Raw genomic sequence first — 24,789 nt, forward strand, 5'->3', positions numbered from 1 at the left:
TGCCTTTGCTTCAAGGACAAGATCAAAAGATCGCAGCCTTCGGCAGCTCCTACAAGGACCGTATGTGAGTACCCCGCGCAACACCCACCTGATCGTAACCGCCCGGCTGATCTCCGATTTCGGCGCCTTCCTCAACATGGTCGCGCTGGCCACTTACGTTTATCTGCTGAGCAACAGCGCCATGAGTGTCGGCATCTTCCTCGCCAGCCGCGTCGGTGGCGGGATTTTTGCCAGTCTGCTTGGCACACGCTTCTACCGGCGCTGGCAGGGTCGCGCGCCGCTGATTGCTTTCGATCTGTTGCGCGCTGCACTGCTGGGGCTGCTGTTGGTCACACCGGCGAATCAGCAGGCATGGCTGTTGCCAGTCATCGCCTTCGGCCTCGGCCTGGGCAATTCAATGTTCGCCATCGGCCTCAACAGCCAGTTGCCGCGCTTGATCGACCCGGCGCACCTGCTCAAGGCCAACGCCTGGATCACCTCGGCGTCCTCAGCAGCCATGGTCGGCGGCAGTCTGGTGTCGGGGTTGCTGGTGGCCGCTTTCGGTTTTGAAACGGTCTTCGCCCTCAATGCGCTGACCTATGTGCTCGCGGCGCTGCTGATCGTGCCACTGCATTTCGAGAAGGCAGATATCAGCGAACAGCCGGAACACGGCGAATGGTTTGCGCTTCGGCAGGGCTTGCGCTCGGCGCCGGTGGTCGCGGCGATGCTCGCGGTGACCATGGCCGACACCTTGGGCAGTGCTGCGCATAACGTTGGCTTCCCGATCATTGCGAAACTGCTCACCCCGGACGCGGCCAGCACGACGTTGGGCCTGGCGCTTGCGGTATGGGCCAGCGGCAAACTGCTCGGCGCGCGCATCGCCAGTCGTCTGAAGGGCTCGGAGAATCGCCATCTCGAACGCAGGTTTTTCTGCGGCGTGGCGCTGATGTCCTGCGGCTTCATTCTGATGTTCCAGCAACACAGTCTCTTGGGACTGCTGCTGTTCGCCTTGCCGGCGGGACTGGGCGATGGCGTTTCCGAAGTGAGCCTGCTGTCACGGCTGCAACGGGAACCTGCGGCTTTGCGCCTGCCGATTTTCAGTGTGCTGACCTTGCTGCAGATGACCGGTTTCGGCATCGGCATGCTGGTTGCCGCGCCGTTCTATGGGTGGTGGACGCCAGGGGCCGTGGTCATGCTGTTCCACGGCATTCCCCTCGGCACCCTGTGCGTGGTGACGCTGTTGCGGATCAGGCGCGAGCGGGTTGCGCGCAGCAGCCCGACGCCAGTTCCTTGAGGATCGGGCAATCCGGGCGGTGATCACCGCTGCAGTGCTCGACCAGATCCTGCAGGGTGTCGCGCAACTCGCCGAGCTCGCGGATCTTCTGGTTCAACTCGTCGATGTGCTGACGCGCCAGTGCCTTCACATCGGCGCTCGCGCGCTGGCGATCCTGCCAGAGGGTCAGCAGCTTGCCGACCTCCTCCAGGGAAAAGCCCAGATCCCGCGAGCGCTTGATGAACGCCAGCGTGTGCAGGTCATCGCTGCCGTATACGCGGTAACCGCTGTCGGTGCGATTGGCCGCCTTGAGCAGGCCGATCGACTCGTAATAGCGAATCATTTTTGCACTCAGGCCACTCTGCCGGGCCGCTTGGCCGATGTTCATCGGTGTTCCTCCAGGTCCTTGGGTTTCCAGGTTTTCAACAGTAGCGCATTGCTCACCACACTGACGCTGGACAGCGCCATCGCTGCACCCGCCAGCACCGGATTGAGGAAGCCGAACACCGCCAGCGGAATGCCGATCAGGTTGTAGACAAAGGCCCAGAACAGGTTCTGACGAATCTTCGCGTAGGTCTTGCGGCTGATCTCCAGTGCCGCGGGCACCAGTCGCGGGTCGCCGCGCATCAGGGTGATGCCGGCCGCATGCATGGCGACGTCGGTGCCGCCGCCCATGGCGATGCCGATGTCTGCGGCGGCGAGCGCCGGGGCGTCGTTGATGCCGTCGCCGACCATGGCGACCACACCCGTTTTCTTCAGCTCGGCGACGGTCGCGGCCTTGTCCGCCGGCAGCACTTCGGCGTGAACATTGCGGATGCCCAGCGCTTCGGCCACCACGCGCGCGCTGCCACGGTTGTCGCCGGTCAGCAGATGGCTGTGGATATCTCTGGCGGCGAGTTGTTGCACCGCTTGCAGGGCGCCGGCTTTCAGCGTGTCACCGAAGGCGAACAGACCGAGGACGCGTGGTTCAGGACTTTGCTCGATCAACCACGACAATGTGCGGCCTTCACTTTCCCAAGCCTCGGCGGATGCGCTCAATTCACCGGCACTCAAAGCGCTTTCATCGAGCATCCGCCGATTGCCCAGCGCCAAGCGCCGGCCATCCAGCGTGCCGGCAATGCCGCGTCCGGTCAGCGACTGGCTGTCGCTGACATCGGGCACGTTCAAGCCGCGTTCGGCGGCGGCATCCAGCACCGCTTTGGCCAAGGGGTGCTCGCTGCCGCGCTGCAACGCGCCGGCCAGTCTCAGCAGGTTGTTTTCGTCTCCATCGATCGCATTGAAGTGGGCGATCTGCGGTGTCCCCGAGGTCAGCGTGCCGGTCTTGTCGAACACCACAGTGCTGACTTCATGGGCGCGCTCCAGCGCTTCGGCGTCCTTGATCAGAATGCCGTGGCGCGCGGCGACGCCGGTGCCGGCCATGATCGCCGTCGGGGTGGCAAGGCCGAGGGCGCACGGGCAGGCGATCACCAGCACGGCGACGGCATTGATCAATGCGGTTTCCAGCGGCGCGCCATACAGCCACCATCCGATCAGCGTGGCCAGGGCGATCAGCAACACGGTCGGCACGAAAATCCGGCTGACCTTGTCCACCAGTTTCTGGATCGGCGCTTTCGCCGCTTGTGCGTCTTCGACCAGACGAATGATCCGCGCCAGCACGGTTTCCGCGCCGAGCGCCTGGGTGCGCACCAGCAAACGACCCTCGCCATTGATCGCGCCGCCGGTGACCTTGTCGCCCGGCTGTTTCGGCACCGGCAGGCTTTCGCCGCTGATCAGCGCTTCGTCGGCGTGGCTCTGGCCGTCGACGACTTCGCCATCCACCGGGAAGCGTTCGCCGGGTTTGACCAGCACCAGATCGTCGAGGCGCAGGGCGCTGATGGCAACGTCCTGCTCACGGCCATTGACCACTTGAATCGCCCGCTCCGGCCGCAGTGCTTCAAGAGCGCGAATGGCGCTGGCGGTCTGGCGTTTGGCGCGGCTCTCGAGGTATTTGCCGAGCAGCACCAGGGCGATGACCACGGCCGAGGCTTCGAAGTACAGATGCGGCATGCGTCCGGCGGCCGTCGCCCATTCATACACGCTCAGCCCATAACCGGCGCTGGTACCGAGGGCGACGAGCAGATCCATATTGCCGGCACCGGCGCGCACGGCTTTCCACGCCGCGACATAAAAGCGTGCGCCGAAGACGAATTGCACGGGTGTGGCGAGGGCGAATTGCGCCCAGGCCGGAAGCATCCAGTGAATGCCGAACGGCTGCAGCAACATCGGCAACACCAGCGGCAGCGCGAGGGCGATCGCACAGATCAGTGCCCAGCGCTCGCGGTGCAGGCGTTTTTGCTGGTCGTCGGATCGCGGCCCTTCGGCTTGCCAGACGCTGGCCGAATAACCGGCCCTGCTCACCGCATCGAGCAGGGGCTGCGCATCGACCTGACCGAGCAGTTCGATATGCGCACGTTCGTTGGCCAGATTGACGCTGACACTGTTCACGCCGGGGACTTTGCTCAGGGCTCGCTCGACGCGACCGACGCAGGACGCGCAGGTCATGCCGTCGATGCTTAGCTCAAGGGTTTGCCGGGGCACGCTGTAACCGGCGCGCTCCACGGCTTGCATCAGCGCCGGCAGGCTGTCGCCGGGCGCCTGCACTCGAGCCTGCTCGGTGGCGAGGTTGACGCTGACGGCGCTGGCGCCGCTGACTTTGCGCAGAGCCCGCTCGACACGCCCGGCGCAACTGGCGCAGGTCATGCCGGCAATCGGCAGATCGAAAGTGGTGGATTCGGACATCGGTCGCGCTCCCTGTAGTGGATGCCTACAGGATCAACCTTGCCATGCGGGCAAGGTCAAGCACCATTCTTGAGGGATTGAGCCTGCTCGCGAATGCGGTGCATCATTCAGCAATCATGTTGACTGATCCGGCGCTTTCGCGAGCAGGCTCGCTCCCACAGGTCGGGTATTGTTTCAGTAACCCAGGCCCGCCGGCTTCAGGTACACGCCTTCAGCATTCATCGCCAGGCGGAACTTCAGCACATCCCCGGCATGCAGCACGACCTCCTGCGAACCCGGCGCCAGCATGCCGGGATTGCAACCCGGTGCCTGCCCCGGCAGCAGCTTCAAGCGCAGCGAAACCTTGCCCGGCGGCAGGTTGAACGAAGTGCTCTGCTCCTGAAACAGTCGCGCCGAGAGCTGGTCCTGGATGTACACGCCGATCTCGCACGAGGTCGCGACTTCGAGGCGCTCGCGGGAAATGATCAGTACCGCGTAATCCTCGCCGGCGGCTTGCACCTGCGGGACGGCGGTGAAAAGGCTGAGCAAGCCAAACAGGCTCAAAGATGACCAGCGCATGGCTGAATCTCCTGAATTTCAGTCATTGATGCACGCAGCTTGGCCGAGCGCGGCGCCGATTGCCAGCCCGGCAGTTTTTCGCAGAACTTGACCTTGCCATCGTGGCAAGCTTGAAACTGCCGGCAACCTCACTCAAAGGAGTCTTCCCATGCAAGTGTTCAACGTTCAAGGCATGTCCTGCGGTCATTGCGTCAAAGCCATCACCCAAGCGGTGCAGGCCATGGATCCGGCGGCCAGCGTGCGGGTCGACTTGGCAGCCAAAGAAGTCGGCGTCGAAAGCGCGCTGAATGCCGATCAGGTCATCGAAGCGATTCGCGAAGAAGGTTATGAGGTGAAGCTCGTCCGAAATTGATCGTTAGCGAGCTATCGGAATGTTCAAGGCGTCCGGGCGCGGCTAGACTGTCGGGCTGCGACTTGCCCACCTGGATGCCTGATGAATTTCCGTACCATTTTGATACTCGGCGCCTTGAGCGCCTTCGGTCCTTTGGCGATCGACTTCTATTTACCCGCGTTTCCGGCGATGGCCCTGGCGTTCGGCACCGATGAGCAGCATGTTCAGCTGACGCTGGCGGCGTACTTCCTCGGCCTGTCCCTCGGTCAACTGGCGTACGGGCCGATTTCCGATCGTTTCGGCCGGCGGCTTCCACTGCTCAGCGGCGTCGCCCTGTTCACCCTGGCGTCATTGGCCTGCGCCTACGCGCCGAGTCTGGAATGGCTGATCGGCGCGCGTTTCGTCCAGGCATTGGGCGGTTGCGCAGGCATGGTGATTTCCCGTGCGGTGGTTGCCGACAAGTGCGACGCAGTGGGCTCGGCGAAGGTCTTTTCCCAACTGATGCTGGTGATGGGCCTGGCGCCGATTCTGGCGCCGATGCTCGGCGGTCTGCTGGTCAACACTACGGGTTGGCAGTCGATCTTTCTGGTGCTCACCGGGTTCAGTGCGGCGGCGGGCCTGGCGGTGGCGTTGGGGCTGCCGGAAAGCATGCCGGCCCACGTGCCGCGCCAGCCGCTGTCCGGCGCATTGCGCCAGTACGCGCGACTGGTCAAGGATTCGGTCTACCTCGGCCATGCCCTGACCGGTGGCATCGCCATCGCCGGGATGTTCGCCTACATCGCCGGCTCACCATTTGTGTTCATCAAGCTCTACGGCGTACCGGCCGAGCATTTCGGCTGGCTGTTCGGCACCAACGCGGCAGGCTTCATTCTGGTGGCGCAGGTCAATGCGCGGCTGCTGGCCAAACGTGGCCCGGCGTTTTTGCTGGTGCGCGCCGTGTGGGTGTACTTCCTCGCCGGACTGACCTTGCTGGCGGTCAGCGCAATGCGTCCTGATGCCCTGTGGCCGCTGCTGATTCCGCTGTTCATCTGCATCGCCAGCCTCGGTTGCATCATTCCCAACGCTTCGGCCTGCGCGATGAACGGTCAGGGCGCCCGTGCTGGCAGCGCTTCGGCGATGCTCGGTTGCCTGCAATTCAGCATCGCCGCCGGGGCAGCTGCATTGGTGGGTGTGTTGCACGATGGCAGCGCCGTGCCGATGGCCATGGTCATCAGCCTGTGCGGTTTGCTGGTGGTGAGCGTCGCGCTGCTCACCCGGCGTCTGCAGAATGCCCGGGCGCTGGCGCAAGCCCAAGCCCAAGCCCAAGCCCAAGCCCAAGCCTAGAGGCTTGAAAACTCAGCCAGCGGCGCGCTGCTGGCTGGGTTCGGGGATCCGGTGGGGCGCGCAGAGCCGCGCTTCGAGGGTGCGCGTGAAGGCCAAAGCTTCGGCTTCACTGCGAAAGGTCACGACATGCTGGTCCAGACATACCTGCCACTGAGACTTCGCCACTTCTTTTATCAGGATCTTCATTGCTGACCTCCCTTGCGTAAAAGATGTATCGCAGAGGCTTCGATTGTAGACCCCTATATCCGCGCAATTGTGACAAGGGTCAGGCAACTGACTGACGGCAAAAAGCCCCGCAACCGCTCTGGCATCACGAGCGACTGCGGGGCTTTTATTGTTTAGAAACCTTCTAAAACAATTTTCCCCTTGGCCTTGCCGCTTTCCAGCAGCTCATGGGCGCGCCGCAGGTTGGCCGCGTTGATCACGCCGAAGTGCTCGCCCAGGGTGGTTTTCAAGGTCCCGGCGTCAATCAGCTCGGCGACGCGGTTGAGCAGCTTGTGCTGTTCGATCATGTCTGGCGTTTCGAACAGCGATCGGGTGTACATGAACTCCCAGTGCAGCGACAGGCTCTTGCGCTTGAGCAGGCTGATGTCGAGCGACTTCGGATCGTCGATCAGCGCCAGTTTGCCTTGCGGCGCGAGGGCTTCGACCAGTTGCGCGAGATGCTGATCGGTCTGGGTCAGGCTGGCGACATGGGTCACGCTGTCGATGCCGGCGCGTTTCAACTCTTCGCTCAGGGGCTGACTGTGATCGATAACCAGATCGGCGCCGAGTTCACTGACCCACTCACGGGTTTGTGGACGGGAAGCGGTGCCGATGACTTTCAGGCCGGTCAACTGCCTGGCCAGTTGGGTAAGGATCGAGCCAACGCCCCCCGCCGCACCGACGATCAGCAGGCTCTGGCCTTGATCGGTGTTGCCTTCGCTGATCTGCAGGCGCTCGAAGAGCATTTCCCAAGCAGTGATCGCGGTCAGCGGCAGCGCGGCGGCTTCGGCAAAACCCAAGGATTTGGGCATGTGGCCGACGATGCGCTCATCGACCACGTGCAGTTCGCTGTTGCCACCGGCCCGGGCAATCGAACCTGCGTAGAACACCTTGTCACCGGCCTTGAACAGGGTGACGTCGCTGCCGACCGCCTTGACCACACCGGCAACGTCCCAGCCCAGCACTTTCGCCGCGCCGTTTTCCGGCGCCGCGTTCTGCCGCACTTTGGTGTCGACCGGGTTGACCGAGATGGCTTTGACCTCCACCAACAGGTCGCGCGGGCCGGCGACCGGCTCTGGCAGTTCAATGTCCTGCAGGGACTTGGTGTCGCTGATCGGCAGGGACGCGTAATAGGCGATGGCTTTCATGGATGGCTCCGTACAGGTGATAGAAGAAGAAAATCGGGATGAATTCGATGGAGGCCATCATTGGCTATTTCTCTGCGCGATAAAAGCGGCTAAAAGAGCAGGCTCTTTCAATATTTTTTTGATAATCGAGGCTGTGCATGCTGCGTTTTGATGACTTGCAGTTGTTTGTCCGCGCGGCGGATCTGGGCAGCCTGTCGGCGGCGGCGCGGGGGATGGACATGTCGGCGGCGGTGGCCAGTGCGGCGTTGAAGCGCATCGAGCAGCAACTGGGCGCACGCCTGCTGGCGCGTTCGACCCGCAGCCTGCGTCTGACCGCCGAAGGTGAAGGCTTCCTCGAATACGCCCGCGCCGCCCTGAGCAATCTCGACGAAGGCCGCCGCCTGCTGGCCAGCGGGCAGGATCAGGTCAGCGGGATCCTGCAGCTTTCGGCGCCCTCGGACTTCGGTCGCAATCTGCTGCTGCCGTGGCTCGACGCGTTTCAGCGGGAACACCCGAAACTGACGGTGCGCCTGCTGCTGGGTGACCGCATCGCCGATCTGTTCCGGCAACCGGTGGACATCGCCTTGCGCTATGGCGAGCCGGAAGATTCCAGCCTGATTGCCTTGCCCATCGCGCCACACAATCGCCGGGTGTTGTGCGCATCGCCCGACTATGTGGCCCGACACGGCGAGCCGCGCCAGCTCGAGCAACTGGCCCAGCACAACTGCCTGTTGTACATGCTCGGCAGCCGCGTTCACGACCACTGGAGTTTTCACGATGGCAGGCGCGAAGTCAGCCTGACCGTCAGCGGCGATCGCTTCAGCGATGATGCCGACGTGGTGCGGTTATGGGCGCTGGCCGGTGCCGGGATTGCCTATAAATCCTGGCTCGACGTGGGTACCGATGTGCTCGCCGGGCGCCTCAAGGTACTGATGCCGGAACTGCTGTGTGAGCGCGCACCGCTGAATCTGTTGTGCGCCCATCGCGCACAATTGAGTAAGCCGGTGAACCTGCTGAGGGAGATGCTCGCCAGTCGATGCGCCGAATTGAGTAGTCAATTTCCCGCTTTCCACAAAGTTGATCATTAGTCGCAGGCAAATAGAGAAATTTCTGTCAGGAACAATCGCCACCTGCGCAGGCCCGGGCGCAGGACGTCTGGCGTAACCCGCTTATACTAGCGCCCGCCTCATGCCTGCACTGACACCCGGCGCGCAGACCCCGTAACGCGTTGCCGGCTTTTGGTGACGGTTGCAACTTCTGCTGCCAGGTTGTGTGCCGGAGCAGCTGGTGTCGGTGGCATCCCTTGCCCCCGATCCAGGGCGATTTTCGCGTGTTGGCCGATCATCCGTTAGCGGCCAAGATGTCTCCGAGCGGTAGACGATACGATTCAACAGGGAGTGAACATATGGAACATGCACCGTGCATCAGCCAGATCGCGACATTGCTGGCCGACCCCAAGCGCAGCGCGATGATGTGGGCGTTGATGGATGGCTCGGCGCGGCAAGCCGAAGAGCTGGCGCTGCTGGCCGGGCTCTCGCCGTCGTCGGCCAGTGCGCATCTGGGGCGACTGTCCGCGGGTGGTCTGTTGAACGTCGAAATGCGTGGGCGCAAACGCTTCTTTCGCCTGGCGGCTCCGGAAGTCGGGGCGGCGATCGAGGCATTGGCCAGCGCCACCATTGCCAGCGCGCCACGGCAAATCCCCGCTGCGCTGAAACGCACCTCGACCATGGTCAGGCCGCAGGCGGCGCCGTCTTCGCTGTTGCGCGCGCGGTTCTGCGACGATCATCTGGGCGGCACCCTGGCAGCCGACCTGTATCAGCGCCTGCTCGATGCCGGCTGGATCGAACAGCTTGAGCAGCGGGTGGTAGTGACGCACAAGGGCTCGACCCGACTGGCCCAGCGCGGCGTGTTCATTCAGGCCCTGGCGCACCGCAACGTGCAGGTGGCCTGTGCCTGCCCGGACTGGAGCGAGCGCCGTCCGCACATGGGTGGCTCACTCGGCGCGGCGCTGTTGCAGTTGTTCATGCAGTCTGGCTGGCTGACCTTGCCCAACGATTCCCGCGCCTTGCAGTTGACCGCCACCGGCCAGCGCGAAATCCATCGCTTTGCCAAGGAAACCGAGCTGGAAACAGCGTTCTAGAGCATTGCCCTGCAATGAGCTGATGCGCAACGTCGTCTACGGCTGTGAACAGGTCGTATCCAGTACGGCCTCCGAATGACCATCACGCACACTCGATCCGGGGATTTTCCGGATGGGGGAGCGCAACATGAATACACAACGCTTTAGCGCGGCTGAGCGCCTGGAACGGCTGCCGGTCAGTGGTTATCACCGCGTCATTTTCATCATCATCGCCTTGGCATTTTTCTTCGATTCCATGGATCTGGCGATGATGACCTTCCTGCTCGGCTCGATCAAAGCCGAGTTCGGCCTGAGCAGTGCACAGGCGGGGCTGCTGGCCAGTTCGAGCTTTTTCGGCATGGTGCTGGGGGCGTCGTTGTCGGGGATGCTCGCCGACCGCTTCGGCCGCAAACCGGTGTTTCAGTGGAGCATCGTGCTGTGGGGCGTGGCCAGTTACCTGTGTTCAACAGCGCAGACGGTGGAGACGCTGACGCTGTTCCGCATCCTGCTGGGAATCGGCATGGGCATGGAGTTTCCCATCGCGCAATCAATGCTGTCTGAGCTGATTCCGGCGCAGCGGCGCGGGCGCTACATCGCCCTGATGGACGGCTTCTGGCCGCTGGGGTTTGTCGCGGCTGGCGTGCTCTCGTACTTCCTGCTGCCGCTGATTGGCTGGCGCGATATCTTTCTGGTGCTGGCAGTGCCGGCGGTGTTCGTTCTGGCGATCCGCTTTTTCATTCCCGAGTCACCGCGCTGGCTGGAACAGGCCGGCCGCGACGCCGACGCGGACAAGGTGCTGGACGGCATGGAAGCGCGGGTGCGCGCTTCCATGGGCGGTGCAGCGTTGCCGCAACCGGTTCGTCTGCCGCGCACGGTGACGCCACCGGGCAATTTCTTCTCGGCACTCAAGCAGATCTGGTCGCCGCAATATCGCCAGCGCACGACGATGATCTGGAGCCTGTGGTTCTTTGCATTGCTGGGTTTCTACGGGCTGACTTCATGGCTCAGCGCATTGTTGCAGCAGTCGGGTTTCGCCGTGACGCAGTCGGTGTACTACACGGTGCTGATCTCGCTGGGCGGGATTCCCGGGTTCCTCATGGCGGCGTGGCTGGTTGAGCGTTGGGGGCGCAAACCGGTGTGCATCGTCACCTTGCTTGGCGGCGGGGTGATGGCGTTTCTGTATGGGCAGAGCGCGGTGTTCGGCGGCAACGTGGCGTTGCTGATCGGCACCGGGCTGTTGATGCAGTTCTTTCTGTTCGGCATGTGGGCGGTGCTCTATACCTACACGCCGGAGCTGTACCCGACGTCGGCACGGGCGACCGGCTCGGGATTCGCCTCGGCGATCGGCCGCGTCGGTTCGTTGCTCGGGCCACTGGTGACCGGACTGGTATTCCCGATTACCGGGCAGGGCGGAGTGTTCGCGCTGGGCGCGGCGTGCTTTGCGATAGCGGCGGGGGTGGTGTGGCTGTTCGGGATGGAGACGCGGGGCAAGACCCTTGAGGAGCTGACCGAAGCAGAAATTACTGGCTGAAAACAGTCAAATTGTAGGAGTGAGCCTGCTCGCGATAGCGGAGTGTCAGATATGGATTTTCCAACTGACACTCGGCTATCGCGAGCAGGCTCACTCCTACATTGGTCTTGCGCTGAGACTTATGGTTTTACCAACCGCGCATCCAGGCTGTTCTGCGCCAGGCGCTTGGCCTGATCCTGGGTCATGCCCAGATGTTCGTGCAACGCGTGGAAATTCTCGGTCACGTAACCGCCGAAATACGCCGGATCGTCGGAGTTCACCGTGACCTTCACGCCGCGCTCGAGCATGTCGAGGATGTTGTGCTGCGACATGTGATCGAATACACAGAGCTTGGTGTTCGACAGCGGGCACACCGTCAGCGGGATCTGCTCGTCAATGATCCGCTGCATCAGGCGCTCGTCTTCGATGGCGCGTACGCCATGGTCGATGCGCTGGATTTTCAGCAGATCGATGGCTTCCCAGATGTACTCCGGCGGGCCTTCTTCGCCGGCGTGGGCAACGGTGAGGAAGCCTTCGTCGCGGGCGCGATCAAAGACGCGCTTGAATTTGCTCGGCGGGTGGCCCATCTCGGAACTGTCGAGACCGACCGCGACAAACGCATCACGGAACGGCAGCGCCTGATCGAGGGTTTTCTGTGCTTCGTCTTCGCTGAGATGGCGCAGGAAGCTGAGGATCAAACCGCTGCTGATGCCCAGTTGCGTCTCGCCATCCTTGAGGGCAGCGGCGATGCCATTGAGCACCACCTCAAACGGGATGCCCCGATCGGTGTGGGTCTGCGGATCGAAGAACGGTTCGGTATGAATCACGTTCTGCGCCTTGCAGCGCAGCAGGTAGGCCCAGGTCAGGTCGTAGAAATCCTGCGAGGTGCGCAGCACATCGGCGCCTTGGTAATACAGGTCGAGAAATTCCTGCAGATTGTTGAAGGCGTAAGCCTTGCGCAGGGTTTCTACGTCGCTCCACGGCAGGGCGATCTTGTTGCGCTCGGCCAGGGCGAACAGCAGTTCAGGCTCCAGCGAACCTTCCAGATGCAGGTGCAGTTCGGCTTTGGGCAGGGCGTTGAGCCAGTCGTACATAGTCTTTTCTCATCAGGTGCAATGCCGGCATTCTACAGAGGCTGGCCGCAACAATTGGCAAAACCTGACCAGGTGATCGATCAGACAGCCTCTTGCTCGCGGCGATAGGCGTAGGTATCGGCGAAGCGCGAGAGCAGGAATTCAGCACAGGTGGTCGTCGGATATTTCGCTGGATGCTGCGCGTCCTGACAACCGGGCAGGCATTCAATGCGCGTGTCCGGGTGCGGTTCGGCGAAGAACGGCATCGAATAGCGATCCACGCCCAGCGGGCTGATCACCCGGTGCGGCGTCGAGCGATAACGGTCGTTGCTCCAGCGCGCCATCATGTCGCCGAGGTTGACCACGAACGTGCCGTCAATCGGTGGCGCGTCGATCCATTTACCGTTGACGTTCTTCACCTGCAAGCCGCCGGCGCTGTCCTGGTAGAGCAAAGTGATGCAGCCGTAATCGGTGTGGGCGCCGGCACCTTGCTGCTCGGCGGAACTGGCGGTGTGGCGCGGCGGATAATGGATCATGCGCAACACGCTGACCGGCTCGACAAAACGCATATCGAAGAAATCGCGCTCGATGCCCAGCGCAATGGTCATCGCCCGCAACAGGGTTTGCGCCAGCGCCTGCATGTCGAGGTAATGCTGCTCCATCAGCGATTCCCAGCCGGGTTGCGTCGGATGGCGATTGGGGCCGCGCAAGGGTTTTTCCGCGAGCACCTCGGGATGCTCGGCCGGCAGGTGCAGGCCCATGTCGAAGGTTTCTTTGAGATCGCTGGGTTTGTCCGGGTCCAGTTGCTCGGTGGCAATCGCACCGTACCCGCGATGGTGGCGGGTCTGGGTGATATCGATCTGGAGTTTTTCCGCGGCGGGCAGTGCGAAGAAACGCTGGGCGTGATCGAGCAGGGCGTCGATGCGCCGTGGGGAAATCGGATGGCCCTTGATATAGAAAAAGCCCCACTCGCGACAGGCGTGGTCGATCTGCTCGGCCACGGCGGGCCAAGCGTTTTCGTCGGTGCTGTAGAGCGGGCTGATGTCGATGATGGGGAGCTGATCCATACACAATCCTTGAGGACACAGAAGATCAAATGTAGGAGTGAGCCTGCTCGCGATAGCGGTGTACCAGGCAACACTTTTGCTGAATGAAACACCGCTATCGCGAGCAGGCTCACTCCTACAGGGGATGGTGGTGGGGCTGGGATTACTTCGGCATCTCGGCCTTCATGCCTTCAACGTAGTAATTCATCGACGCCAGTTCCGCGTTGGTGGCACTCACGCCTGCGGGGATTTTTTCGGCGCCGGCCTGATCCTTGATCGGCCCGGTAAACGGCTGCAATGCGCCGCTCTTGATGTCGGCAATCAACTGCTCGGCCTCGGCTTTCACCGGCGCCGGCACCAGGTCGCTGATCGGCAGTTCCACCGTGCCTTCCTTCAACCCGCCCCAGTAATCCTGGGATTTCCAGGTGTGATCGATCACACCTTGCGTGGCCTGAATGTAGTGCGGCGCCCAGTCGTTGACGATTGAGGTCAGCACCGCTTTCGGTCCGAAGTGGGCCATGTCCGAGGCGTAACCCACGGCATACACGCCGCGTCGCTCGGCAGCCTGGATCGGCGCCGGGCTGTCGGTGTGCTGGAACACCACGTCGACGCCCTGGTCGATCAGCGCGTTGGCGGCATCGGCTTCCTTGCCCGGATCGAACCACGAGTTGACCCAGACCACTTTGATTTCGGTGCCAGGGTTGTACTTGTTCAACGCCAGCTGAATGGCGTTGATGTCGCGGATCACTTCCGGAATCGGGAACGAGGCGACGTAGCCGATCTTCCTGGTCTTGGTCATCTTCGCCGCGAGGAATCCGCTGACGTAACGGCCCTCGTAAGTGCGCGCGAGATAGGTGCCGAGATTCTTGTCCTGCTTGTAGCCGGTGGCGTGTTCGAACGTCACCTTGGGAAACTGCTTGGCGACTTTCACCGTCGGGTTCATGTAGCCAAATGACGTGGTGAAGATCAGATCGTATTTGTCCTTGGCCATGTTGCGGATCACCCGCTCGGCGTCGGCGCCTTCGGCGACGTTTTCCACGTAGTTGGTGGTGATCTGCGTGCCGAATTTCTCCGCCAGCGCCTTGCGCCCCTGTTCGTGCTGATACGTCCAGCCGTGGTCACCGATCGGGCCGATGTAGACGAAACCGACCTTCAGCGGATCGGCAGCGCTGGCGCTCAGGCTGATTCCCAGACCGATGGCGGCGTACAGCAGTTTGTGCAGCGGACGTATTGGCATGAACCCGAACCCCGTTTTGTTGTGTGTGCTCAGGGCCAATGCAAATTGCTGACCAACAGGACAACAAACTTTCGAGAACCGCGTGAGGGCCCTATCGCGAGCAGGCTCACTCCTACAGGGGAATGCATTTCAACTGTAGGAGTGAGCCTGCTCGCGATAGGGCCCTCAAGGCCAATAAAGGTGCACCTGACGAAGCACCGCCATGGGTTGGTGCGCGAAGATGTAACGAAACGTTAGCGCCGCCTGGCAGTCAGTAGCTCATCAGCTCTTTTCGGCAAAAGGCCCGTCATGCTCTCGATCCTCAAACAAGAAAGCTTCCTGCTGCTGGCAGTCCTTGCCGCGTGCGTCGCTTATCCACTGGAACACTGGCTGCTGCACAGCGGCCAGATCGTCGCGCTGGTCGGCGGTCTGCTGCTGATCGCCTTCATCGTCGCCGCTTCGATGCGCGTCGCTCATCACGCCGAACTGCTCGCGGAAAAGGTTGGCGATCCTTACGGCACGATGATCCTCACGCTCTCGGCGGTGCTGGTCGAAGTGGTGATCCTGGCGATCATGATGAGCAACGAAGCCTCGGCGACGCTGGTGCGCGACACGATTTATTCGGCGGTGATGCTCGACATCAACGGCATCCTTGGCCTTGCCGCATTGATGGGCGGGATCAAACACGGCGAGCAGTCCTACAACGACGATTCGGCGCGCAGTTACAGTGTGATGATCCTCACTGCGATGGGCGTGTCGATGGTGGTGCCGGAGTTCATTCCCCAGGCCAACTGGAAGATTTATTCGGCGTTCACCATCGGCGCGATGGTGGTGCTCTATGCGTTGTTCCTGCGCATGCAGGTCGGCCCGCACAGTTACTTTTTCAGCTACAGCTACCCGGACAAACGCCGCCGCAAGGAGCCGGTCGAGCAGGAGCCGAAACCGGTCAGCCTGGCGTTGTCGATCGGCATTCTGGTGTCGGGAGTGGTGATCATCGGCGCGCTGGCCGAGGTCATGTCGAAGACGCTTGATCTGGGTCTGGAAGGCACGGGCGCGCCGCCGGTGATCACGGCGATTCTGGTGGCGGCGATTTCGGCAGCGCCGGAGATTCTGACCGCATTGCGTGCCGCACTGGCGAACCGTATGCAGTCGGTGGTCAACATCGCGATGGGTGCGTCACTGTCGACAGTAATCCTCACCGTGCCGGTGATGGAAGCAATGGCGCTGTACACCGGCCAGCCGTTTCAAATGGCGATGACCCCGGTGCAGACAGTGATGATCTTCATCACCCTGATCGTCAGTGCGATCAACCTCAATGACGGCGAGACCAATGCCATCGAGGGCATGACGCACTTTGTGCTGTTTGCGACCTTTATCATGCTGTCGCTACTAGGTCTTTAGGGCTGGCAGATACCCATGTGGGAGCGAGCCTGCTCGCGAAAGCGGTGTGTCATCCAACAAACATGTTGTCTGACACTCCCTCTTCGCGAGCAGGCTCGCTCCCACAGTTTTGAACGACGGTGAGTCAGGTCCCGGCGATCAACTGGCGAGCCGCCTGGCTGTGATCGGCAATCAGACCTTTCAGGTCCAGCCCTTCAACCTGGCCATCGACCACACGCCACTTGCCCCCGATCATCACTCGATCGGCCCGATCGGCGCCGCACAGCAGCAACGCTGAAATCGGATCATGGCTACCGGAGAAGCGCAGTTCATCGAGCTTGAACAACGCCAGATCCGCCTGTTTGCCCACGGCGATTTCGCCGATGTCGCTACGGCCGAGCAGGCTCGCCGAACCTTTGGTCGCCCAGCCCAGCACGCGCTCCGGGGTGATTTTTTCGGCGCCGTAACGCAGGCGCTGGATGTACAGAGCCTGACGCGCTTCGAGGATCATGTTCGAGGCATCGTTGGAAGCCGAACCGTCCACACCGAGACCAAACAGCGCGCCGGCGTCGGTCAGCTCGATGCTCGGGCAAATGCCGGAAGCCAGGCGCATGTTCGAGCTTGGGCAATGGCAGATACCGGTGCCGGCCTGGCCGAGGCGGGCGATTTCGTCGGGGTTGAAATGGATGCCGTGGGCCAGCCAGGTACGCGGGCCGAGCCAGCCGACGCTGTCCAGATAATCAACGGTGCGCAGGCCGAAGCGCTGCAGGCAGAAGTCTTCTTCATCGAGGGTTTCTGCCAGGTGGGTGTGCAGACGCACGTCGAGCTTGTTCGCCAGATCAGCGCTGGCCGACATGATTTCCGGGGTCACCGAAAATGGCGAACACGGCGCCAGGGCGATCTGGATCTGCGCGCCGTCGCCACGCTCGTGGTACTCGTGAATCAGCCGCTGACTGTCGTCGAGAATCACCTGACCTTCCTGCACCGTTTGTTGCGGAGGCAGGCCGCCGTCCTTCTCGCCGAGACTCATCGAACCGCGCGTGAGCATGGCGCGCATGCCCAGTTCGCGCACCGTTTCGACCTGCACGTCGATGGCGTTTTCCAGACCGTCCGGGAACAGATAGTGATGGTCGGCAGCAGTGGTGCAGCCTGAGAGCAGCAATTCGGCCAGCGCCACTTTGGTTGCGAGGGCGAGTTTTTCCGGCGTCAGACGCGCCCATACCGGGTACAGGGTTTTCAGCCACGGAAACAACGGCTGATTGACCACCGGCGCCCAGGCGCGGGTCAGGGTTTGATAGAAATGATGGTGAGTGTTGATCAGGCCCGGCAGGATCACATGCTCGCGGGCATCGAACACCGCATTGCACGGCGCCGACGGCTGCTGGCCGGCAGTGAGCACTTCGACGATGACACCGTCTTGCACGACAAGGCCGCCACGGGCGTCGAGTTCGTTGGAGGTGAAAATGGCGAGGGGATTTTTTAACCAGGTACGGGTCGCAGGCATTGTGGCCGGCTCCTCTGAAAGTTGGGTTCAGGGTTGCCAGCTCAGTGTTGCCCTGTCTGCTGATCCAGGGTCGCCGCGAAGGACGAGGCGCGCAGTTTCAAACAAATCGCAGCGCCGGGCAAGCCCAACCCGACCGGACACCACGCCAAAATACACAACCCCTGTAGGAGCTGCCGAAGGCTGCGATCTTTTGATCTTAAAAACAAAATCAAAAGATCGCAGCCTTCGGCAGCTCCTACAGGGATTTGTATGTTTACCAGAGAATGGTTTCACCCTTGTAATTGACGAAGTGATGCCCGCCCTTGCCGGTAAACGCATTGACCTGATCGATCAGCCCGCGTGTGCTGGTCTCGACATCGAGATCGGCGCCTTCGCCGCCCATGTCGGTCTTCACCCATCCCGGGTGCAGCGACAGCACGGTGAGTTTCTGCTCGCCCAGTTGCGTGACGAAACTGTTGGTCATCGAATTGAGAGCTGCCTTGCTGGCCTTGTACAGCGCCAGTTCCGGCGCGTCGGGCATGGTCACGCTGCCCAGCACCGAACTCATGAACGCCAGCACGCCGCTGCCGTCGCGGATCTGCCCGACGAAGCGCTGAGCCAGATTGATCGGCGCCACTGCGTTGGTGAAAAACAGCTGGCCGACCTCGGCCAGGGTCGCGCCGCCCGGGGTCTGCACGTCCGGGCCTTTGACCCCGGCGTTGACGAACAACAGATCGAAGGTTTCGCCCTTGAGCTTCTGGCTCAGGGCGATCACCGCTTGCTGATCGTCCATGTCGAGCTTCTCGATGCGCACATCACCCAGCGCTTGCAGCGCCTCGGCCTTCTGCGGATTGCGCACGGTGGCGGTTACTTGCCAGCCGTCGCCCAGCAACGTCTTCACCAGCCCGAGGCCCAAGCCACGAGAGGCGCCGATGATCAGTGCGTTTTTTGCCTGAGACATGATGGGGTTTCCTTGAAAGTCAGCGTTCAGGATTCAATGGACACGCCTGACCGAGCCGGAGTTTCAGCTCCTGGCGCAGGGTGTCGAGTTCGCTCATGCGGGTTTCAATCAATTGCAGTTTGTCGCGCAGCAATTGCGCCACGGCATTTCCCGGGTCGGGGGCATGCCAGAGGGCGGCGACACTGTTGCCGATCTCGCCCAAGCTAAAGCCAAGGCGTTGCGCGGTTTTGATATAGAGCACCAGTTGCAGCATCTCCGGCGGATAGTCGCGATAGCCGTTGGCGCTGCGTTGTGCCGCGATCAGCCCGCGCTGCTCGTAGAAGCGCAAGGTGTCACGACTGACGGCGCTGGCCCGGGCTAATTCACCGATGCGCATGCTGGATCTCAAAGGATGTATTGACCCTGGAGCATACCCCAGGCTTTACCGTGCGTGCTCCTTGAATTTTTGGAGCTGGAACGATGTGGACGGCAACGCAATATCGCAACGTGGTGCGCGGCAGCGCCTGGTATGACCTGATCGTCACGGCAGCGTTTGTCACGCCGTGGAGTTTTGCGCTGGTGCATCAGTTGCTGACGGCACTGAACTGGCCGGGCGAACTGCCCGCATTCGAACCGCTGCATATGTTGATGGCGAATCTGTTGGGCTCGGTGGTGTGCGTTTGGGCGGTGCTGCGAATCCGTGATCCGCAGGCGCTGTACGGGCGCTACGACGCCGTGGCGAGGTTTCTGTTTGCGGCGTGGCAGGGGTATGCCCTGTTGCATGGGGCCAGTTCGATTCTTGTGGTTTTTCTTGTCTTTGAACTGGCGTGGGGTGTGGTTCAGGCACTCCCTTTATGTGGCGAGGGAGCTTGCTCCCGCTCGGCTGCGCAGCAGCCGTAAAGCCTGAGTGCGAGATCGTTCAGGCTCACTGTTGAGGGCCGCTACGCGCCCCAGCGGGAGCAAGCTCCCTCGCCACAGTTCCTGTGTATGCCTAATGCCCCGCCTGCCAAGGCTGCCCCAACGAAACCGGCGCATACAACCGTGTGCGCACGGCATCGCGGGACAACAACACCAGCACCACAATCGTCGCCACATACGGCAGCATCGCCAGCAGGCTCGACGGAATCGCCAGCCCCAACCCCTGTGCCACCAGGTGCAGGATGCTGGCGAGGCCGAACAGATACGCCCCGAGCAACAAACGCCAGACTCGCCAACTGGCAAATACCACCAGCGCCAGGGCGATCCAGCCGCGTCCGGCGGTCATGTTTTCGGCCCACATCGGGGTGTAGGCCAGCGACAGATACGCCCCGGCCAGCCCGGCCATGGCTCCGCCAAACAACACCGCCAACGTGCGCACGGTCAGCACCGGCAAGCCCATCGCACTCGCTGCATCGGGGTTCTCACCGACCGCTTGAATGATCAGCCCGACACGACTTTTGATGATCACCCACGCCACCAGCGCAAACAGCGCGAACGACAGATACACCAGCAAGTCCTGAGCAAACAGCATCCGCCCGATCAGCGGAATCTCACTCAAATACGGAATCGGCAAAGGCTCGAAACCCGCCAGCGGTTTACCGACCCAGGCCGCGCCGACAAACGTCGACAGGCCCACACCGAAAATCGTCAAAGCCAACCCGGTCGCCACCTGATTGGCGTTGAACACCAGCGCGACCAGAGCAAACAGTGACGACAACAACATCCCGGCCAACATCGCCAACAGCACGCCGAGCCACAGGTTGCCGCTGTTCAGCGCGACGATGAATCCGATCACCGCGCCAAACAGCATCATGCCTTCCTGACCCAGATTGAGGACGCCGCTCTTCTCGCAGATCAATTCACCCAGTGCCACCAGCAGCAGCGGCGTGCCGCAGCGGACCATGGCGTAGAAAATATTGCTCAACAGATCGATGTCCATCACAGCGCTCCGGCGGTTACGGCAGGGGTCGAGGCGCGCCGGGTCCAGCGCAGATTCAGGCGTGGCCGATAGAGAATCAGCACGTCACAGGCGAGCAGGAAAAACAGCATCATGCCCTGGAACAACTGGGTGATTGCCTGCGGCAGATTGAGCGACATCTGCGCGCTCTCGCCGCCGATGTACAGCAGTGCCATCAGCAGGCTCGAGCACAGAATGCCGAGCGGATTGAGGCGCCCGAGAAACGCCACGGTGATCGCCGCGTAGCCATAACCCGGCGACACCTGCGGCACCAGTTGGCCGATCGGCCCGGTGACTTCGCAAACCCCGGCGAGCCCCGCCAGCCCGCCGCTGATCAACAGCGCCAGCCAGATCAGGCGCTTCTCGCGAAAGCCGACGAAGCCTGCCGCACGCTTGTCCAGACCGAGCACTTTGATCTGGAAACCGATAAAGCTTTTCTGCAGCAACACCCACACCGCGACCAGCGCGAGCAGGGCGAAATACACCCCGGCATGAACCCGCCCGTCCTCCAGCAGCAGCGGCAAACGACTGGCGTCGCCGAACATCGCCGACTCGGGGAAATTGAAGCCCGCCGGATCCTTGAGCGGACCATGTACGCAGAACAGCAGCAGGTTCAATGCGATGTAATTGAGCATGATGCTGGTGAGGATTTCGTTGGCGTTGAAGCGTGTGCGCAGCCACGCGGTAAGCCCGGCCCATGCGGCACCGGCAAAGGTGCCGGTCAGCAGAATCAGCACCAGCGCCCAACGACTTTGCACATCGATAATGTTCACCGCCACCGCACTGCCGGCCAGCGCGCCGAGGAGCAATTGGCCTTCGGCGCCGATGTTCCAGATACGCGCCTGATAGGCCACGGCCAGTCCCAGTGCGCAGAGCAGAATCGGCAGCGCCTTGACCAGTAATTCGGACACGCCATACAGATCGCTGAGCGGTGCAATCAGCAGCGTGTGCAAGGTTTGCAGTGGTTCGTGGCCCAGCGCGATGAACAACAGCGAGCCGCAGCCGAGAGTCAGCACCGCCGCCAATAACGGCGAGCACCACAGCATCAGGCGCGATTGCTGACCACGGGGTTCGAGAGAAAGCAGCATGGTTGAAACTCCGTTAAACCGAGGCGGCGCAAGGTGAGTGATCGAACTGGCCAGCCATCCACGCGCCGACATCGCTCAGTTGTGTCGCGCAGGTGTCTTGCAGCGCCGACAGACGCCCGCTGCACAGCGCGCCGAGGCGATCGCTGATCTGGAACAGTTCATCGAGGTCTTCGGAAATCACCAGGATCGCCGCGCCGGCATCGCGCAGGGCGATCAAGGCGCGATGAATGGTCGCGGCGGCGCCGACGTCGACGCCCCAGGTCGGGTGCGCGGCGATCAGTAATTTCGGCTGCTGAAGGATCTCCCGACCAAGGATGAATTTCTGCAGGTTGCCGCCGGAGAGGCTGCGCGCGGCGGTTTGCGTGCCTGGAGTTTTAACGCCGAAACGCTGGATGATCTGTTGCGCGAGGGCTTCGACTTTGCCGCGTTGAATCAGCCCGTGGCTGACCAGGCCTTGCTGGAAAGCACTGAGCAGGGCGTTATCGGCCAGACTCAACTCCGGCACCGCGCCGTGGCCGAGTCGGTCGGCGGGGACGAAGGCCAGGCCCAGTTTGCGCCGCGCATCCGGGCGCACGTCAGCGACGTTGCGCTCAGCGAAGCGAATGGTCGCCGCTTGCGCACGAGGCATGGGCTGTTCGCCGCTGAGCAGGGCGAGCAACTCGTCCTGTCCATTGCCCGCGACCCCGGCGATGCCGACGATTTCGCCGCTGCGTACTTGCAAGTCGATGTCGTGCAGCGAGCAACCAAACGGGTCCGGATTGTGCCAACTCAACCCGTCAACCTGTAGAAAAGTCGCGCCACCGCTGACCTTCGGATACTCGCCAATCAACGCCGCCGCTTCGCCGACCATCAGTTGCGCCAGTTGCTGATCCGAACATTCGGCCGGCAGGCAATGTCCGGCAACCCGACCGCCGCGCAGCACCGTGGCGTTGTGGCACAAGGCGCGCACTTCACCGAGCTTGTGGCTGATAAACAGAATGCTGCAGCCCTCGGCGGCCAGGCGACGCAGGGTGATGAACAATTCGTCAGCCTCTTGCGGCGTCAGCACCGAGGTCGGCTCATCGAGAATCAACAGGCGGATGTCCTGCATCAGGCAACGAATGATTTCTACCCGCTGCCGCTCGCCAATCGACAGGCTGTGGACAAGTCGCTCCGGTTCCAGCGCCATGCCATAACGCCGTGATACTTCGCGAATCTTCGGTTCCAGTTGCCTGGGCGTGCCCGCCGCCGCGCCCATCGCCAAGGCAATGTTCTGCGCGACGCTGAGGGTTTCGAACAGCGAGAAATGCTGGAACACCATGCCGATGCCTAACTGCCGCGCCTGCGCCGGATTGCGGATCTGCACGCGCTGACCCTGCCAGAGCATTTCACCACTATCGCACTGGGTGACACCGTAAATGATCTTCATCAACGTACTTTTGCCCGCGCCGTTTTCCCCGAGCAGGGCATGGATTTCACCCGGCGCGATGCTCAGGTCGATGGCATCGTTGGCCAGGCAACCGGGGTAGCGTTTGCTGATCTGGCGCAGTTGCAGGCGCGGTGGGGAAGGGGCGATGGACATGGCAGACTCGACTGACTTGGAGTTGTGCCTGTGGATAAAGCAATTTCCTGGCCATTGAGTCAGGAACGCTTTGCGCATCCGCCCGCAGGCACCGATGACAGCGCATCGGCGCTCTTTTTGACATGCTCCGAGGCACCAATTCAGCGCAAAGCCGTTGATCAGGCTCCAGTTTTGCTCGCGTCAGGTTGGTTAAAAAACGAGCAATTGCCCAGGGGCTAGGCCAATCCAGCGCCTGCGGCGGTCATGAACGGCTTATCCACAGGTTGCTCCACAGTAATTGTGCGCAAGCGTTGAGGCCGGGCATAAGCACTGCACTGCTTTCTTCTAATGGTGATAAACGACGGTAACTGTTTGTTTTTACGCTGGATTTCCGTTTCGTCGGATCAATTGAACGAAAAGTGAACAAATCGCGCAAAGCCGCGTGACAGAAGGGTTACAGCGGTATGTACTCAGGTTATCCACAGTCGGGTGCACAGCAGGTGTGGGCAACTTGCCAATTGGGGAATGCCCTAAAAGATCGCAGCCTTCGGCAGCTCCTACAGTTGGAATGCGAGACCCCCGTAGGAGCTGCCGAAGGCTGCGATCTTTTGATCTTCTCAACGCTGCAACAGAATCCGCCCACGACTCAGATCAGCCAACTGGCTCTGCAGCAATTCAATCTGCGCCTCACCCACCGCCAACTTCAACTCAACGCCATTGGCGGTAAAGTTTTCCTCCACCACCAACCCACCCAGATCCGCCACGCGCAACTTCACCAGTGCCAGTTCGGCAAATCCGCAGGCGCAGCACAGGGGCACGCGGCTGATCAATTCGACTTTTTCCGCCGCTTGCAGGCACTTGTTAGCGCCGCCGCCATAGGCTCGGGCCAGGCCGCCAGTGCCCAATTGGATGCCGCCGTACCAGCGGATCACCAGGACTGCGACCTGATCGCAGTCCTGGGCTTCGATCGCTGCCAGAATAGGGCGCCCGGCGGTGCCGCCCGGTTCGCCGTCGTCAGTGCTGCGATACTGCGCCCCGAGTTTCCACGCCCAGCAATTGTGCGTGGCGTTCAAATCGCTGTGCTGCTCGAAAAATGCCTGCGCGTCGGCGGGGCTGCCGATCGGCGTCGCCAGGGTGATGAAGCGGCTTTTGCGAATCTCTTCGCGGTACTCGCAAAGACCGCTGAGGGTGAAAGGCATAAACGTCTTATAGAGAAGGAGTGAGGCCGCAGCCTTTGAGAATGATGCGGATCAGGTTGTTGCCGGCGTCTTCCATGTCCTGCTTGGTCAACTTGCTGCGCCCGGTGACCCGGCAGATCTGCGTGGCGAAGTCGGCATAGTGCTGAGTGCTGCCCCACAGCAGGAAGATCAGATGCACCGGATCGACCGGGTCCATTTTGCCTGCATCGATCCACGCCTGAAACACCGCTGCGCGCCCGGTGAACCAAGCGCGGTAATCCTGATTGAAATATTCACTCAGGCATTCGCCGCCACTGATCACTTCCATGGCGAATATCCGCGAGGCCTGGGGCTGGCGTCGGGAGAATTCCATCTTCGCGCGGATGTAGCGGGTCAGCGCTTCGGCCGGATCATCCTCGGCGGTAAGGGTGTTGAAGGTGCTGTCCCACAACTCGATGATGTTGCTCAGCACCGCCACATACAAACCGAGTTTGTTGGTGAAGTAGTAATGCAGGTTGGCCTTGGGCAATCCGGCATTCTGCGCGATGGTGTTCATGCTGGTGCCTTTGAACCCGTGACGGGCGAACTCGTCCTCGGCGGCTTTGAGAATGGTCTCTTCGTTCTTCTGACGAATGCGGCTGGCGGGTTTGCCGCCGTGGGCTGGGACTTCAAAGGTCATAGGCACTTCCGGGATTGTCTGTGGGTGC

24 protein-coding genes are annotated in these 24,789 nt (G+C 61.7%); 8 read left to right on the forward strand and 16 right to left on the reverse strand.

What is annotated here, in order from left to right; genetic code table 11:
- The first annotated feature begins 64 nt into the window (after window positions 1-64).
- Window positions 65-1,273 (forward strand): MFS transporter, encoded by a 1,209-nt coding sequence (locus BLU71_RS25290; protein ID WP_083354136.1) that lies wholly within the window; start codon window positions 65-67, stop codon window positions 1,271-1,273.
- On the opposite strand, the gene cueR is transcribed toward BLU71_RS25290, so the two are convergent.
- From cueR to BLU71_RS25305, 3 genes are all read right to left on the reverse strand, one after another.
- Window positions 1,227-1,640 carry a Cu(I)-responsive transcriptional regulator gene (gene cueR / locus BLU71_RS25295; protein WP_016771827.1) on the reverse strand — a complete coding sequence of 138 codons (414 nt, stop codon included), beginning with the start codon at window positions 1,638-1,640 and terminating at the stop codon, window positions 1,227-1,229. The two genes, BLU71_RS25290 and cueR, sit on opposite strands and share 47 nt — an antisense overlap.
- Window positions 1,637-4,030: a copper resistance metal-translocating P1-type ATPase CueA gene (cueA, locus tag BLU71_RS25300; protein WP_083354137.1), complete on the reverse strand. Its 2,394-nt coding sequence runs from the start codon at window positions 4,028-4,030 to the stop codon at window positions 1,637-1,639. Before cueA ends, cueR begins: the two co-directional genes overlap by 4 nt.
- A gap of 174 nt (window positions 4,031-4,204) precedes the next feature.
- Window positions 4,205-4,588, reverse strand: a complete 384-nt coding sequence (locus tag BLU71_RS25305) for a hypothetical protein (protein WP_042609763.1) — start codon at window positions 4,586-4,588, stop codon at window positions 4,205-4,207.
- Between the two features lie 148 nt (window positions 4,589-4,736).
- Between BLU71_RS25305 and BLU71_RS25310 the strand changes: the two genes are divergently transcribed.
- Entirely contained in the window at window positions 4,737-4,940 is a 204-nt protein-coding gene (locus BLU71_RS25310; RefSeq protein ID WP_083354138.1) for a heavy-metal-associated domain-containing protein, read from the forward strand.
- A gap of 81 nt (window positions 4,941-5,021) precedes the next feature.
- Entirely contained in the window at window positions 5,022-6,242 is a 1,221-nt protein-coding gene (locus BLU71_RS25315; RefSeq protein ID WP_083354139.1) for a multidrug effflux MFS transporter, read from the forward strand.
- Window positions 6,243-6,254: 12 nt separating this feature from the next.
- On the opposite strand, the gene BLU71_RS27530 is transcribed toward BLU71_RS25315, so the two are convergent.
- Both BLU71_RS27530 and BLU71_RS25320 read right to left on the reverse strand, forming a co-directional pair.
- Window positions 6,255-6,428, reverse strand: a complete 174-nt coding sequence (locus BLU71_RS27530; RefSeq protein ID WP_173867373.1) for a hypothetical protein — start codon at window positions 6,426-6,428, stop codon at window positions 6,255-6,257.
- A gap of 152 nt (window positions 6,429-6,580) precedes the next feature.
- Entirely contained in the window at window positions 6,581-7,594 is a 1,014-nt protein-coding gene (locus BLU71_RS25320; RefSeq protein WP_083354140.1) for a zinc-binding alcohol dehydrogenase family protein, read from the reverse strand.
- A 137-nt stretch (window positions 7,595-7,731) separates the two neighbouring features.
- On the opposite strand from BLU71_RS25320, the gene BLU71_RS25325 reads away from it, so the two are divergent.
- The 3 genes from BLU71_RS25325 (at window position 7,732) to BLU71_RS25335 (ending at window position 11,223) form a co-directional block, all read left to right on the forward strand.
- Window positions 7,732-8,661, forward strand: a complete 930-nt coding sequence (locus BLU71_RS25325) for a LysR family transcriptional regulator (protein WP_083354141.1) — start codon at window positions 7,732-7,734, stop codon at window positions 8,659-8,661.
- 317 nt (window positions 8,662-8,978) lie between these two features.
- Window positions 8,979-9,713 (forward strand): ArsR/SmtB family transcription factor, encoded by a 735-nt coding sequence (locus tag BLU71_RS25330; protein WP_042609768.1) that lies wholly within the window; start codon window positions 8,979-8,981, stop codon window positions 9,711-9,713.
- A gap of 127 nt (window positions 9,714-9,840) precedes the next feature.
- On the forward strand, window positions 9,841-11,223 hold the full coding sequence (locus BLU71_RS25335; protein WP_083354371.1) for an MFS transporter: 1,383 nt from the start codon (window positions 9,841-9,843) through the stop codon (window positions 11,221-11,223).
- A 119-nt stretch (window positions 11,224-11,342) separates the two neighbouring features.
- Here BLU71_RS25335 and BLU71_RS25340 read toward each other — a convergent pair whose 3' ends face one another.
- From BLU71_RS25340 to BLU71_RS25350, 3 genes are all read right to left on the reverse strand, one after another.
- On the reverse strand, window positions 11,343-12,296 hold the full coding sequence (locus BLU71_RS25340) for an adenosine deaminase (protein ID WP_024011466.1): 954 nt from the start codon (window positions 12,294-12,296) through the stop codon (window positions 11,343-11,345).
- An 80-nt stretch (window positions 12,297-12,376) separates the two neighbouring features.
- Window positions 12,377-13,342, reverse strand: coding sequence for a 2-oxoglutarate and iron-dependent oxygenase domain-containing protein (locus BLU71_RS25345; protein WP_083354142.1), 966 nt, complete (start codon window positions 13,340-13,342; stop codon window positions 12,377-12,379).
- Between the two features lie 142 nt (window positions 13,343-13,484).
- Window positions 13,485-14,558 (reverse strand): BMP family ABC transporter substrate-binding protein, encoded by a 1,074-nt coding sequence (locus BLU71_RS25350; protein ID WP_042609770.1) that lies wholly within the window; start codon window positions 14,556-14,558, stop codon window positions 13,485-13,487.
- 288 nt (window positions 14,559-14,846) lie between these two features.
- Here BLU71_RS25350 and BLU71_RS25355 point away from each other — a divergent pair, with 288 nt between their 5' ends.
- The gene (locus BLU71_RS25355) at window positions 14,847-15,938 is read left to right on the forward strand and encodes a calcium:proton antiporter (RefSeq protein WP_042609771.1); all 1,092 of its coding nucleotides are present in this window, start codon (window positions 14,847-14,849) and stop codon (window positions 15,936-15,938) included.
- A gap of 124 nt (window positions 15,939-16,062) precedes the next feature.
- On the opposite strand, the gene BLU71_RS25360 is transcribed toward BLU71_RS25355, so the two are convergent.
- From BLU71_RS25360 to BLU71_RS25370, 3 genes are all read right to left on the reverse strand, one after another.
- Window positions 16,063-17,421 (reverse strand): 8-oxoguanine deaminase, encoded by a 1,359-nt coding sequence (locus BLU71_RS25360; protein WP_083354143.1) that lies wholly within the window; start codon window positions 17,419-17,421, stop codon window positions 16,063-16,065.
- Between the two features lie 253 nt (window positions 17,422-17,674).
- Entirely contained in the window at window positions 17,675-18,361 is a 687-nt protein-coding gene (locus tag BLU71_RS25365; RefSeq protein ID WP_083354144.1) for an SDR family oxidoreductase, read from the reverse strand.
- 19 nt (window positions 18,362-18,380) lie between these two features.
- Entirely contained in the window at window positions 18,381-18,737 is a 357-nt protein-coding gene (locus BLU71_RS25370) for a MerR family transcriptional regulator (RefSeq protein ID WP_083354145.1), read from the reverse strand.
- Window positions 18,738-18,820: 83 nt separating this feature from the next.
- Between BLU71_RS25370 and BLU71_RS25375 the strand changes: the two genes are divergently transcribed.
- On the forward strand, window positions 18,821-19,240 hold the full coding sequence (locus tag BLU71_RS25375; RefSeq protein ID WP_083354146.1) for a hypothetical protein: 420 nt from the start codon (window positions 18,821-18,823) through the stop codon (window positions 19,238-19,240).
- A gap of 91 nt (window positions 19,241-19,331) precedes the next feature.
- Here the strand turns inward: BLU71_RS25375 and BLU71_RS25380 are convergent, their stop codons facing one another.
- The 5 genes from BLU71_RS25380 to BLU71_RS25400 all read right to left on the reverse strand — a co-directional run bounded on the left by BLU71_RS25380 (window position 19,332) and on the right by BLU71_RS25400 (window position 24,761).
- Window positions 19,332-20,258 carry an ABC transporter permease gene (locus BLU71_RS25380; protein ID WP_083354147.1) on the reverse strand — a complete coding sequence of 309 codons (927 nt, stop codon included), beginning with the start codon at window positions 20,256-20,258 and terminating at the stop codon, window positions 19,332-19,334.
- Window positions 20,258-21,364 carry an ABC transporter permease gene (locus BLU71_RS25385; RefSeq protein WP_083354148.1) on the reverse strand — a complete coding sequence of 369 codons (1,107 nt, stop codon included), beginning with the start codon at window positions 21,362-21,364 and terminating at the stop codon, window positions 20,258-20,260. The genes BLU71_RS25380 and BLU71_RS25385 overlap by 1 nt, the downstream gene beginning before the upstream one ends.
- A gap of 13 nt (window positions 21,365-21,377) precedes the next feature.
- Entirely contained in the window at window positions 21,378-22,925 is a 1,548-nt protein-coding gene (locus tag BLU71_RS25390; RefSeq protein WP_083354149.1) for an ABC transporter ATP-binding protein, read from the reverse strand.
- Between the two features lie 596 nt (window positions 22,926-23,521).
- Window positions 23,522-24,103, reverse strand: coding sequence for an IMPACT family protein (locus BLU71_RS25395; RefSeq protein WP_042609776.1), 582 nt, complete (start codon window positions 24,101-24,103; stop codon window positions 23,522-23,524).
- Between the two features lie 7 nt (window positions 24,104-24,110).
- On the reverse strand, window positions 24,111-24,761 hold the full coding sequence (locus BLU71_RS25400) for a TetR/AcrR family transcriptional regulator (RefSeq protein WP_024011475.1): 651 nt from the start codon (window positions 24,759-24,761) through the stop codon (window positions 24,111-24,113).
- Window positions 24,762-24,789: the final 28 nt, after the last annotated feature.

It is taken from the genome of Pseudomonas moraviensis, from assembly GCF_900105805.1.
Taxonomy (GTDB): Bacteria; Pseudomonadota; Gammaproteobacteria; order Pseudomonadales; family Pseudomonadaceae; genus Aquipseudomonas; species Aquipseudomonas moraviensis_A.

Excerpts from the sequence above, each read along its gene's own strand:
- BLU71_RS25400 (WP_024011475.1), bottom strand. The coding sequence starts at position 24,761 with ATGACCTTTGAAGTCCCAGCCCACGGCGGCAAACCCGCCAGCCGCATT.
- BLU71_RS27530 (WP_173867373.1), bottom strand. The coding sequence starts at position 6,428 with ATGAAGATCCTGATAAAAGAAGTGGCGAAGTCTCAGTGGCAGGTATGT.
- BLU71_RS25380 (WP_083354147.1), bottom strand. The coding sequence starts at position 20,258 with ATGGACATCGATCTGTTGAGCAATATTTTCTACGCCATGGTCCGCTGC.
- BLU71_RS25390 (WP_083354149.1), bottom strand. The coding sequence starts at position 22,925 with ATGTCCATCGCCCCTTCCCCACCGCGCCTGCAACTGCGCCAGATCAGC.
- BLU71_RS25325 (WP_083354141.1), top strand. The coding sequence starts at position 7,732 with ATGCTGCGTTTTGATGACTTGCAGTTGTTTGTCCGCGCGGCGGATCTG.
- BLU71_RS25335 (WP_083354371.1), top strand. The coding sequence starts at position 9,841 with ATGAATACACAACGCTTTAGCGCGGCTGAGCGCCTGGAACGGCTGCCG.
- BLU71_RS25385 (WP_083354148.1), bottom strand. The coding sequence starts at position 21,364 with ATGCTGCTTTCTCTCGAACCCCGTGGTCAGCAATCGCGCCTGATGCTG.
- BLU71_RS25320 (WP_083354140.1), bottom strand. The coding sequence starts at position 7,594 with ATGAAAGCCATCGCCTATTACGCGTCCCTGCCGATCAGCGACACCAAG.
- BLU71_RS25350 (WP_042609770.1), bottom strand. The coding sequence starts at position 14,558 with ATGCCAATACGTCCGCTGCACAAACTGCTGTACGCCGCCATCGGTCTG.
- BLU71_RS25360 (WP_083354143.1), bottom strand. The coding sequence starts at position 17,421 with ATGCCTGCGACCCGTACCTGGTTAAAAAATCCCCTCGCCATTTTCACC.
- BLU71_RS25365 (WP_083354144.1), bottom strand. The coding sequence starts at position 18,361 with ATGTCTCAGGCAAAAAACGCACTGATCATCGGCGCCTCTCGTGGCTTG.
- BLU71_RS25310 (WP_083354138.1), top strand. The coding sequence starts at position 4,737 with ATGCAAGTGTTCAACGTTCAAGGCATGTCCTGCGGTCATTGCGTCAAA.
- BLU71_RS25355 (WP_042609771.1), top strand. The coding sequence starts at position 14,847 with ATGCTCTCGATCCTCAAACAAGAAAGCTTCCTGCTGCTGGCAGTCCTT.
- BLU71_RS25330 (WP_042609768.1), top strand. The coding sequence starts at position 8,979 with ATGGAACATGCACCGTGCATCAGCCAGATCGCGACATTGCTGGCCGAC.
- BLU71_RS25345 (WP_083354142.1), bottom strand. The coding sequence starts at position 13,342 with ATGGATCAGCTCCCCATCATCGACATCAGCCCGCTCTACAGCACCGAC.
- cueR (WP_016771827.1), bottom strand. The coding sequence starts at position 1,640 with ATGAACATCGGCCAAGCGGCCCGGCAGAGTGGCCTGAGTGCAAAAATG.
- BLU71_RS25305 (WP_042609763.1), bottom strand. The coding sequence starts at position 4,588 with ATGCGCTGGTCATCTTTGAGCCTGTTTGGCTTGCTCAGCCTTTTCACC.
- cueA (WP_083354137.1), bottom strand. The coding sequence starts at position 4,030 with ATGTCCGAATCCACCACTTTCGATCTGCCGATTGCCGGCATGACCTGC.
- BLU71_RS25315 (WP_083354139.1), top strand. The coding sequence starts at position 5,022 with ATGAATTTCCGTACCATTTTGATACTCGGCGCCTTGAGCGCCTTCGGT.
- BLU71_RS25370 (WP_083354145.1), bottom strand. The coding sequence starts at position 18,737 with ATGCGCATCGGTGAATTAGCCCGGGCCAGCGCCGTCAGTCGTGACACC.
- BLU71_RS25375 (WP_083354146.1), top strand. The coding sequence starts at position 18,821 with ATGTGGACGGCAACGCAATATCGCAACGTGGTGCGCGGCAGCGCCTGG.
- BLU71_RS25395 (WP_042609776.1), bottom strand. The coding sequence starts at position 24,103 with ATGCCTTTCACCCTCAGCGGTCTTTGCGAGTACCGCGAAGAGATTCGC.
- BLU71_RS25340 (WP_024011466.1), bottom strand. The coding sequence starts at position 12,296 with ATGTACGACTGGCTCAACGCCCTGCCCAAAGCCGAACTGCACCTGCAT.